9 protein-coding genes are annotated in these 10574 nt (G+C 62.8%); 2 read left to right on the top strand and 7 right to left on the bottom strand.

The window, feature by feature from the left end:
- Positions 1-401: 401 nt before the first annotated feature.
- The 7 genes from HX824_RS24220 to HX824_RS24190 all read right to left on the bottom strand — a co-directional run bounded on the left by HX824_RS24220 (position 402) and on the right by HX824_RS24190 (position 6099).
- Positions 402-782 (bottom strand): hypothetical protein, encoded by a 381-nt coding sequence (locus HX824_RS24220; RefSeq protein ID WP_003207261.1) that lies wholly within the window; start codon positions 780-782, stop codon positions 402-404.
- A gap of 14 nt (positions 783-796) precedes the next feature.
- On the bottom strand, positions 797-2077 hold the full coding sequence (locus tag HX824_RS24215) for a type II and III secretion system protein family protein (RefSeq protein WP_008433173.1): 1281 nt from the start codon (positions 2075-2077) through the stop codon (positions 797-799).
- Positions 2074-4212, bottom strand: a complete 2139-nt coding sequence (sctV, locus tag HX824_RS24210; RefSeq protein WP_177055209.1) for a type III secretion system export apparatus subunit SctV — start codon at positions 4210-4212, stop codon at positions 2074-2076. Before sctV ends, HX824_RS24215 begins: the two co-directional genes overlap by 4 nt.
- On the bottom strand, positions 4209-4544 hold the full coding sequence (locus tag HX824_RS24205) for a lipopolysaccharide assembly protein LapB (protein ID WP_003207267.1): 336 nt from the start codon (positions 4542-4544) through the stop codon (positions 4209-4211). The genes sctV and HX824_RS24205 overlap by 4 nt, the downstream gene beginning before the upstream one ends.
- On the bottom strand, positions 4544-4900 hold the full coding sequence (locus tag HX824_RS24200; RefSeq protein ID WP_177009712.1) for a hypothetical protein: 357 nt from the start codon (positions 4898-4900) through the stop codon (positions 4544-4546). The genes HX824_RS24205 and HX824_RS24200 overlap by 1 nt, the downstream gene beginning before the upstream one ends.
- A gap of 28 nt (positions 4901-4928) precedes the next feature.
- On the bottom strand, positions 4929-5822 hold the full coding sequence (locus HX824_RS24195) for an FHA domain-containing protein (protein WP_177055207.1): 894 nt from the start codon (positions 5820-5822) through the stop codon (positions 4929-4931).
- Positions 5823-5937: 115 nt separating this feature from the next.
- A complete protein-coding gene (locus tag HX824_RS24190; RefSeq protein WP_003207273.1) occupies positions 5938-6099 on the bottom strand; it encodes a hypothetical protein in 162 nt (53 codons plus the stop codon).
- Positions 6100-6662: 563 nt separating this feature from the next.
- On the opposite strand from HX824_RS24190, the gene HX824_RS24185 reads away from it, so the two are divergent.
- Positions 6663-9881 carry a type III effector HrpK domain-containing protein gene (locus tag HX824_RS24185; RefSeq protein WP_008433178.1) on the top strand — a complete coding sequence of 1073 codons (3219 nt, stop codon included), beginning with the start codon at positions 6663-6665 and terminating at the stop codon, positions 9879-9881.
- Positions 9882-9953: 72 nt separating this feature from the next.
- On the top strand, positions 9954-10406 hold the full coding sequence (locus tag HX824_RS24180; RefSeq protein ID WP_177009710.1) for a winged helix-turn-helix domain-containing protein: 453 nt from the start codon (positions 9954-9956) through the stop codon (positions 10404-10406).
- Positions 10407-10574 lie beyond the last annotated feature (168 nt).

The raw sequence follows: 10574 nt of genomic DNA, 5'->3' as shown, positions 1-10574 counted from the left end.
GTGGGGCAAAGACCTTTTGGTTACTTTTGGGGCGTTTGCCAAAAGTGACCCGCTGTAAGAGCGGAACCCTAAGTGGCCGTTACCGCAGGAATGGATATGTACGCGGTAAGCTTCAAGATCCGGGTCGCCTATCAGTCCGCTTTCGCGAGCAAGCCCGCTCCCACATTTGGATGGTGGTGTTACAGATGGATCTGCTGGGTCTGGAATACCGCTATCGCAGGCAAGCCAGCTCCCACATTGGGTCTGTGGTGTGACAGATGGATCTGCTGGGGCTGGAATACCGCTTTCGCGAGCAAGCCCGCTCCCACATTTGGATGATGGTGTGGCAGATGGATCTGCTGGGCCTGGAATACCGCTATCGCAGGCAAGCCAGCTCCCACAGAGGACATGTGAACGCAGGTTCATTGCTCCGCTCCCGGAGCGCCCGCCTTGGCCTCTTGCTGAGCCTGACGCCGCTGCAACTGCTCCCGATCAAACCCCTCGATATACACCTGCGCCGCCCGCCCAACCGGCGCCGCCATCGCAGGCCCCGTCGCCCGCCCCTGATTCAAATCCTGCCGCTGCTCCACCATCTGCATCAAATTCAAATTGTTGGCACAGCCCAACGGCAAGGTCGCCTTGAAATCCTCGTCCAGCCCAATTTCATCCTTGGCCGGCGGCTGCTGGCACTGGCTTGGTACCCCGTCCGCCTGATACTGCGGCGAGTAATACACCGGCGCCAGATGCGTCTTGCAGCCCACCACCAACAGGGGCAAACACATCAACAAACGCGAAACTTTCATGCCATGCCCCCTCATCAATTCATGTAGAAACCAAACGCCCCACCACTGCGCGGCCCCGCCGCTGCGGCGGTCGCAGGCTGTGCATCCAGCGGCGTGGCCAGGGTGCGACTGCGCACCGGCTCCACCAGGTACGGCGTAATCAAAATCACCAATTCGGTTTCATTGCGCTGAAAACGCTTGGAGCGAAACAGGTTGCCCAGGATCGGCAAGTCCCCCAGCAACGGCAGCTTCTCGATGTCCTGGCTGCTCTCACGCTGGAACAAACCGGCAATCGCAAACGTCTGCCCGCTGCCCACTTCCACCCGCGTATCGGCGCGGCGCACGCTGAACGACGGCACATGGAAATTGCCGAAATCCACCGTGCCGCCACTCACCACACTGCTGACCTCCGGGCGCACTTGCAGGGCGATCCGGCCGTTGGGCAGCAGCGTCGGGTTGAACAACAGCGACACGCCGAACGACTTGTATTCGATCCCCACCAGGTCCCGATTCACCGGCACCGGGATCGCCACTTCGCCGCCCGCCAGGAAGCTCGCGGTTTGCCCGGTCATGGCGGTGATGTTCGGCTCGGCCAGGATTTGCAGGATCCCGTTGGCCTGCAACGCGTCGAGCATGCCGTCGATATTGGTATTGCCCGAGCCGCTGCCCGCCGCCGCCAGGCCACCGGCGGTGGCGGCTGCCAGCGGTCCGCCGGTGATCAGGCCAAAGGAGAACGTGCCGTTGCTGAACATGGCGTTCCAGTTAACCCCGTAATGCAGCAGTTCCGAGCGGGACACTTCAGCAAAGCGCACACGCAAGTTGACCTGGGCGGCACCGGCGTACTCAGTGGTGTTGACCGCGCTCTGGAAGCCCTGGCCCTGTGGGTTGAGCAAGGCATTCAAATCCGTCGCTTCTCCAACCGAACGCACCGTGCCCTTGGCGATCAATCGGTTACCGGCACCGCTGATCTGCGCGCCATTGCCGGGATGCAATTCCTGCATCGGCGCAGTCACTGCCTGGGTCGCGCTACTGACCGCCAGGCTCAGGCTGGCAAGCTGTTTGCCGTCGCTGCCGAGGGCAATCAGGCTGGTATTGCCCGGCGCCTTGCCGAAGATATAGATCACCCCGGGCGACACCACTTGCAGGTCGGCAATCCCCGGCTCGGCCACCAGTACCGACTCCACCGGGGCCACAAAATGCAGGATCCGGCCTTCACCGGAGGCCAGGTTGATAGACCCCTGGGCACCGTTGGCGATGTCCTGGGCACTGCAGAAAAACGAGGTCAACGTCAGCAACAGCAGACAAAAACGGATCATGAGGCAGACGCCAGGGAAGTGACGGAAGCCGCGGCAGGTGCACGGCGGTTGGAGATATCGGTAAGGCTGATGGTCACCAGCGCTTGCAGGTTGTATTCGGTGGCCAGTTCGCGAAACGACAACACCGCCAGCTCCAGTTCACCGCGCAGCACCAGGCGCCGCAGGCTGCGGCGCAGTTCCGGGTGCACCAGCAATACCGCACTGTTGGCTTCAGTGGTTTTGTCGCAGGCCTGGCGCAGTTGGGCGAGCAACGCGCGGTTGACTTCCTCGGGGATCACTTCACGGCTGGGCTCCTGGCGACGCAGGGACGCACGCAACTGGTCTTCCAATCCCGGCGCCAGCACCAGGGCGCCAATCACCCGATTGCGGTCGGCGTACTGATGGCTGATCTGCCGCGCCAACCCTGCACGCAGGTGTTCGGCCAGGCGGCCGGCATCGGTTTCCCGGGCGCCCCACTCCACCATGGCTTCAAGCAAGGCCCGCTGATTGCGGATCGACACGCCCTCGCCCACCAGCAGGCGCAGGGTCTCGGCCACCCGCTGCAACGGCACCAAGCGCAGGGCTTCCTTGACCAGTTCGCCGTAGGTGGCTTCGGTGCGTTCGAGCAGCAGGCGGGTTTCCTGGATGCCGAGGAAGTCCGCGGCATAGCGGCGCAGGCTGCGTTCCAGCACGCCACGCAGGACTTCGTCCGGCAGCAGGAAACCGATGCCGGCGTTGCGCAACGCGTCTTCGTGCTGACGCTCGATCCAGTGCGCGGCACGGCCGTTGAGCGGCGAATCGGCTTGCAGGGTGGCGATGTCCAGCAACTGCACATGCACCGGATCGTCCTGCAACAGCAGGCAGTTGATCGGCATCTCGCCTTCGCTGACGGGTACGCCTTCCAGTGACACGCGGTAGCTGCCCGGCGTGGCCTTGGCGTCCATGTGAACGCCCGGCACCGGCATATCGACGCCGAGGTCGCTGCGAATGTCGTGACACAGCGCTTCGATGCGTTGGCTCAGTAGTTGGCGCGGGGCGCTGAGGGCCAACGCACTGCCGAGGGTCAGCAATACCCGAGTGTCGGGGGCCACGCCATAATCCTGCTCGGCCTGCACTTCAACCACCGGTTCCAGGGTCTCGACCAGCGCTTCAGGCTCTACCTGGTTTTCACGGGTATGACGGCGGTACATCACGAAGGCCGCACCACCGAACACCAGCGACAACCCGAGGAACACCCAGGTCGGAAAGCCCGGTATCACGCTGACGCCGACCATGATCAGTGCGGTCAAACCGAGGGCGCGGTAGCTGGCACCCAACTGCTTGAGAATCTCGCTGCCGAGGTCACCCGCTTCGCCGTCGCTGTTGACCCGCGTCACCACGGTGCCCGCCGCTACCGAGATAAGCAGCGCCGGGATCTGTGCGATCAAACCGTCGCCCACGGTCAGCAGCGAATAGGTGTGCACCGCCGCGCCGAAGGCCATGTCGCGCTCGATCATGCCGATCAGCATGCCGCCCAGCAGGTTGACCGCGAGGATCACCAACCCGGCAATCGCATCGCCCTTGACGAACTTCATCGCCCCGTCCATCGCGCCGAACATCTGGCTCTCGCGCTCCAGGCGTGAGCGCCGGCGGCGGGCTTCGGCCTGGTCGATATCGCCGTTGCGCAGGTCGTTGTCGATGCTCATCTGTTTGCCGGGCATCGCATCCAGGGTGAAGCGCGCCGCCACTTCCGCGACCCGCTCGGCGCCCTTGGTGATCACCACGAACTGCGCCACGGTGATGATCAGGAACACCACCATGCCCACCACCACCTGGCCGGCAATCACGAAGTCACCGAAGGCCTTGACGATATGGCCGGCGTCGCCGTGCAGCAGAATCAAGCGGGTGGTGGTGATCGAAAGCGACAGGCGAAACAAGGTGCTGAGCAGGATCAGCGGCGGCAGCGCGGAGAATTCCACCGAGTGGCCGATGTAGAACGCCACGATCAGGATCAGGATGCTCAGGGCGATGTTCAAGCCGATCAGCATGTCCACCAGGTAGGTAGGCAGCGGGATGATCATCATCACGATCGCCATCAGCATGAACGCGACGATGATCACGTCGGTACGCTGGGCGGCCATGCGCGCGATGCCGTTCAGGCGATTGAGCAGGTTCATGGCGCGGCTCTCCGTGCAGCGAGGTAGCGTTTGAAGCACTGGCGCGCTTCGTCCTTGCGTTCGCCGTACCACAGCGCCCGGGCACGCAGCAGCAACAGGCTGGCAGACTCACCCTCCAGCGCGACCAGCCGATCCAGGGCCGCGAGTGCGCGGGTGAAGTCGCCGCTGTCGGTGAACGCCAGCACCAGCGAGCGCAGCAGCAGGCCATCGTCGGGCGCGACACTCACGGCAATCAGCAACATCACCAGCGCGCGCTGGGACTGGCCGTTGCGCCGGTACAGCTCGCCAATGCCCTTGAGCAATTGCACCGCGTCGTCGTTGTCCCGGGGCATCAGGCCTGGACCTCCGAGCGTTGTTGTTCGAGGGTGCGGCGCATCTCGATTTCCTCGCTGATCAGGTCATGGGCCAGCGCCTTGATCTGCGGCTCGGCGTCGAGGTTCGGCAACAGGTGCTGCATCACGTGTTCCAGCAGTTCCAGGGAACGTGCGCTGCCGAACAGCAGCGAGTCGACGCCGGCGGCGCTGGTGAGTTCTTCCAGGTCACTGCGCAGGGAGCGGCGGGACTGGACCTTGCGGGTTTTCAGCAACGCTTCGAAAGCCGTGGCCTGGCGCGAGTTGACCGGGCGGATCGCATCGACCGGCGCGCTGCGCACGTCACTGGGAATCAACGGACGGGGTTCGACTTTCATCCCGGGGCCTTAGCTGAAAAAAGCAGCGTCATAGGGTGAAGGTGAAGCGTTCTTCGCCACGGGCGAGGATCACCTGGTTGTTCTCGATGCGCTCCAGTACCCAGTTGTCCGCCAGGGCCGCGCCGGGGTACAGGCGCTTGCCGCTGTCATTGATCACGTAGGGGTTGGCGCCGAACCACACGGCTTGAAAGCGCACCCTTGGCCGGGCCGCATCTGCACGCACGGCGACCCGCGGGTTGAGCACGATCTGCTGGCCGTAACGCTGGTCGAAGGCTTGTTGCAGGGCGACCCATTGAGGCTTTTGCGCGCGCTCAAAGGAGCCGACGGCGTTGAGTTGGCCATCGATGTCGTTGACCTTCACGGCGTCCAGGTGGGCGGCCTGCAATTGCCCTTCGAACCAGGCCTTGGCCTCGGCACGGGAAGGCTTGGCTGCGGTTGTTTCGGCAACCGGCATTACGGTTTGCGCTTGCGGTGGATCATTGCGAAATGCCAGGGCGCCAGCGCACACAAAGAGCAACGCGGTGGCGATGATCCAGGGCGTTAACGTGCGTGTCGTCGCAGGATTTTTTTTAGGGCTGCCCGGCAGCGCCAGGCTCACACCCGCCGTGCCGATACGCAGTTGCAGCGGCAGCCGCGCGCGATGGCCGCTGCCTTGGGGAATACGGATATCGCCGGCAGTGCCGGTGATCAGTACATCGCCGCCGAGGGCCTCGACGGCCACCTGGGCCCCTTCAAAACGCAGGCGCAGGTGCAACTCGGCAATCCCGGGATCGCTGAGCTGGAGGTCGGCCGCCAGGGCGGCGCCAAGGGTGTAGACCGGCTGGTCGAGCATCAGGGAACTGCCCTGGTGCAAACCGTGGGTCACAAGCAGGGTCGGCGCGCCGTTCGCGGCGGGCAGGCCCAGGGAAATCAAGGCTGTCATGGTTGGGTTTGCCCCCTTGAGAATCACAGGCCGCAACGACGCCTGTGCCGATCAACAACGGTGCAACGGGGTAAGGCAGGTATACGGGCAGCGCCGGCGCTGCCCGCATGGCGAATCAGTTCTGCGGACGCTGTTTGGTGGCGTCGAGCTCTGCTTTTTTCGCGGTGCTGATCTCGGTGATCTTGGCCGACTTCTCGATGGCCATGTTGAAAGTTGCTTCCATCTTCGCGATAGCGTCGTCGGCGCCGCCTGCACTTACTGGTGGAGTAGTAGCCATGTTCAATCTCCTTGCATCGATAGGGAAGTTAAGCCGCATGCAAACCGAAACAAACTCCCAGCGTCAGACAGTGAGTTGGCCATGCAGCCGTCGGTTTGCATGGGAACCATACTACTCACGAACAAAACGCCTTCGCTGTGAAAGCTTGTGAAACGTTCATGGCAGGTGCTGTGAAAAATCCGGCTCAACGTGCCGTTGAGAAAATCTCATCGCCGCGCGGGCGTGGAACTTTTGTTAAAAAACCAATACACGACGAGACCCAATGTTTACGGGGACACAACCTGAAAAACGAACCAACTCGAACAATTTACGAGCCCGTTACCCCTGGGTAAAAACGTTGATCACTCAACAATTCCAGAAAATAAATCCGACAACTTCACACTTTTAACTAATAGCCATTTGCCCAACTTTGCAGATATTTCCATTTGTAACAAAACCGACTTGATCATCGCGTTTGATAGCTCGGCGCGGGTTAACCCAATAACACTTCGCAACTTTCGCCCGCCCCAGTTAGTGCACTTGCACTAAATATCGACTGATATAAAACAACTTCCAGGTGATCTATGACTGCGATCCCGAATGGCCTTGACCCTGCCGACAACAAAGGCCCGGATGGCTCCCGGAGCACGTTCGAAAAAGCCCTGTTCACCGCCGTCGACAAGCCGGTATTCGACCCCTCGAAAATCCGCGGGCCGTCCATTCCGCTGCCGTACCAGAACGTGCAGGCACCGGTGAACAACAGCATCACCTACACCCCGCTGGGCAGCGACAAACCGGTGACCCTCAAGCAGATCGACAACCCCAGGCTGTTTGAGCAATTGGTCAACCAGTACAACGCACAGCAAAGCGACGCGACCCTTGAGAAGAATCTGGCCGACAGCAAAGGCGCCGGCTACAAGGAGGCAGACGCCAGCACCGTGGCGCCTGGCCTGGGCAACTACAAGGCGATCGGCAGTACCACCGAATTGGGCCCGGGACTGATCCGCTACGAGACCAGTGCCGGCGACAAAATCGTGATCAGCCAGAAGGAAACACCCGCGCTGTTCGCCCAGGTCAGCGGCGACTCGGCCAAGCTCTTTGCGATCAATGCCAGCCAGGCCGAGGGCTACCGCCTGGCCGGCCCCATGGAAACCATGGACCCGGCAGCGAATATCGGCCCGCCCGAAGAAGTCGGCCCGGGCCTGATTCGCTATACCACGGCGTCGGGCGACAAGGTGATCGTGTCCCAGGACATCACCCCCGCGCTGTACGACCAGGTGGCCAAACTGTATGCCGGCAGCACCGGCGCGGCGGGCGCCTCGGACACGTCCTGGATCGACACCTCATCGTTTGGCGTGTCGGGTGCCAAGGACTGGGACACCATCACCGGCAACACCAGCGGCACGCCGACCAAGGAAGAACTCGACCTGAACCGGCCCAAGGCGGCCGCGCAATTGCTCTCGCAAAACTGGGACGCCTGGGGCCTGCATGGCGCGCCGATCGACTTCGCCAACCCACCCACGACACTCCCCCCCGAGGCCCAGGCCGTACTCAAGTACGTGGCCAGCAGCCCGAGCCTGATGGCCGCGCTGGATACCGGCGGGCGTGGCAAGGCCGACAATGTGATCACCCATTCCGATGTCGACCATTTCATCGACAACGCCGGCAAGGACCTCGGCGCCGCGTCGAAATCCTATGGCAGTTTCCTCGGCAGCAAACCCGGTGACCTGGCCAAGGCGAATGCCAAGTCGGCGGCAATCCTGATGGCCAATGAGAGCCTGGCCGCTGGCGCAGGTCCGGCGATGCGCCCCGGTGACGCCAACCAGCGCAGCAACGACGGCATGCTGCGCAGCGACAACCTGCAAGCCTTGGGCAGCGATTCGGCCCTGAGCACCGAGCTGACCGGCGCGGCGGCCATGTGGTCCAGACCCGGGATGTTCCACGCCCTGGAAACCGGCGGCGACAACCCCGCCACCGGCAAGTCGGACGGCATCGGCACCCGCGACAACATCGGCGCCTGGCTCGAAAAACAGGCGCCGAAAACCGACAGCGACACCCTGACCTTCCTCGACGGTGCCGCCACCCGCGATGCGGTCGCAGGCGTCGACACCTCGGGCCTGACCGCCGACATCCTGGCCAACCCGCAGAACTACAGCGGCGAACAGAAAGCCGCGGTGCTGGTGCAGTTGACCGATGCACAAACCCGCCTGCTGGTCAGCGACTACGTGCCCCACGCCGGGTTGATGGACAAGTACACCTCGCCCCACTACGGCCTGAACCCCAATGAAGACAAGATCAAGGCACAGCTGCAAAGCGGCATCGAAACCCTCTCGGCCGACCCGGACGTGCAAGGCTTCCTGCAAAACAATCGCGGCCCGGCACTGGCCGACATCGTCGACAGCAACCCGGCGATGAAAGTCGCGATGCAGAACTACTACACCGACGACATCGAGACCGGCAAAAACCTCACCGACAATCTCAACGCCAAGGACCAGAACGGCAAGCAGATCGACATGGGCATGGGCCTGCAAAACGCGGCCAACGATACGACCATCGCCAACCTGGCGCTGGGGGGCAACGGCCACGTGGACCTGACCGGCATCGCCGACAAGGCCGGGCAAAGCGACAACATCCAGCAGTACTACAAAAACCAACTGGTGACCGGCAAGGCCTTTACCGACGCGGTGGCCGGCGGCATGGACCCGACCGTGGCGGCCAGCAGCTTCGCCGCCAGCACGGCCTCGGCCCAGGCCTTCCTCGGCGACAAGGCCTCGGCGGATGACGCCGCCACCTTGCAGGTGAATTTCAACGAAGCCCTTGGCGACGCCCTGCTCGGCGGCGCCACCACCGACACCCTGAACATCACCCTGGGGGACGGCAAGGGCAACTTCGACGAAGCCAAGGTCACTGCCGCGATCAACGACGCCCAGCAAAAAGATCCAGAGATGTTCGTCACCTCGGATGGCGGCAAGATCGACCCGGCGCAAGTGGTGTCGATGCTGCGTTCGGTATGGGACATCGGGCGCCAGGGCAACAAGATCGCCGACGCACTGCCCAAGGCCATCGAAGGCATGAAGTTCGGCGACGTCAGCCCGGCATTCAAGCAAGGCCTGCTGCACATCGGCAGTGCGGTGTTGATGAGCGGCGTGCTGATGGCCCGTTCGGCCAGCGGCAGCAACACGCCGGTGGCGGACGCGAACCGGGTATCCGCCGGGCTGCAATTTGCCGGGTTGTTGATGGAGGGCGGCACCAAATACGCCAAGGAAGCGGGTTACGGCATCACCTGGGTCAACCGCCCGGATGGCGGCACCATCGGTGACTTCCCCGGCAAGGTGCCGGTGGGCAAGGGTCCGCTGAGTCCGCAGCAAATCGCCAACCTCGGTGCGGCCGGCAAGATCATCGGTTCGGCGGGCGGGATTATCGGCGGTGTGATCGGGGTGATTGGCGGTGTCGACTCGTTGAAAAAAGGCGACTACCTGAGCGGCAGTTTCTCGGTTGCCACCGGCGTGCTGGGTACGGGTGCGGCGGTGGCCGGGTTGGTGGAAGCCGGGGCCGGGTTGTACGGGGCCACGGAAATCGGCGCGGTGGCCGGGACCATCAGCGGGATCCTCGGCGGGGCAACGGCGATCCTTGGCGGGATCGGCAGCGCGTTCCTGCCCTTCGCCCTGGCTGATGCCCATGGCAAGGCGCAGGACGCGTTCTATGGCCAGCTTGCGCCGGTGCTCAAGCAATACGGTTTGACTGGCGGGCCTACGGAGCCGGGTGATTATCCTGAAGACCCGATCCCGGCGATCAACACCTGACCTTCCCTTGCAGCCTTGCGCGAAGGGAGCCGCGCGAGGTTGTGTTTTTGAACATGCACAAAGGTTAATCACATGACGTATTCACACCGCGGCCACCTTGAAGACAGCGCTATTGAAATCCACTTTGGCCCTTATCAACTGCTGCCCCGACGTCATCTGCTGCTGAAAAACGGTGAGCCGGTGAGCCTGGGGAGTCGGGCCCTGACGTTGCTGATTGCCCTCGCTTCGCGGCCTGGTGAGCTGTTGGAGAAGACCCAATTGCTGGACATCGCCTGGCCACGGTTGGTGGTGGAAGAGTGCAACCTGCGGGCGCAGATCAAGGCGATCCGCCGGGCGTTGGGGGATGATGATTCGGTGTATATCGCGACGGCGACGGGCCAGGGGTATCGGTTTGTTGCGCCGACCTGGGTGGAGCGTGGGGAGCAGAAAAAGCCGGTGGTGTTGGGGGTTTATAGCTGTCGGCGTTGTTTGGGGGATGAGGTGAGGCCGATGCACGGCGTGCGGCAGGAGAGGCTTAACAGTTGAGGGGGGGATTTGGATCGGGGGCATATCCATTATTTGGGTGATGGCTTATATCGGTTCCGCTCTTACAGCGGCTCACTTTTGAACAGCGCAAAAGTAAGCAAAACGCTCTTGCCCCACCACTCGGCACCTCGCTTAGGCTCGGTGTGCCCTCACTCCGGCTTTGGACCG

This window comes from Pseudomonas sp. D4002, assembly GCF_013385665.1.
GTDB lineage: Bacteria > Pseudomonadota > Gammaproteobacteria > Pseudomonadales > Pseudomonadaceae > Aquipseudomonas.
Note: the sequence above shows the minus strand (reverse complement) of the source record. Positions and strands in the feature narration are given on the sequence as shown.

Coding starts and splice junctions, on each gene's coding strand:
- HX824_RS24220 (WP_003207261.1), bottom strand. CDS start 782: ATGAAAGTTTCGCGTTTGTTGATGTGTTTGCCCCTGTTGGTGGTGGGC.
- HX824_RS24205 (WP_003207267.1), bottom strand. CDS start 4,544: ATGCCCCGGGACAACGACGACGCGGTGCAATTGCTCAAGGGCATTGGC.
- HX824_RS24180 (WP_177009710.1), top strand. CDS start 9,954: ATGACGTATTCACACCGCGGCCACCTTGAAGACAGCGCTATTGAAATC.
- HX824_RS24200 (WP_177009712.1), bottom strand. CDS start 4,900: ATGAAAGTCGAACCCCGTCCGTTGATTCCCAGTGACGTGCGCAGCGCG.
- HX824_RS24195 (WP_177055207.1), bottom strand. CDS start 5,822: ATGACAGCCTTGATTTCCCTGGGCCTGCCCGCCGCGAACGGCGCGCCG.
- HX824_RS24190 (WP_003207273.1), bottom strand. CDS start 6,099: ATGGCTACTACTCCACCAGTAAGTGCAGGCGGCGCCGACGACGCTATC.
- HX824_RS24215 (WP_008433173.1), bottom strand. CDS start 2,077: ATGATCCGTTTTTGTCTGCTGTTGCTGACGTTGACCTCGTTTTTCTGC.
- sctV (WP_177055209.1), bottom strand. CDS start 4,212: ATGAACCTGCTCAATCGCCTGAACGGCATCGCGCGCATGGCCGCCCAG.
- HX824_RS24185 (WP_008433178.1), top strand. CDS start 6,663: ATGACTGCGATCCCGAATGGCCTTGACCCTGCCGACAACAAAGGCCCG.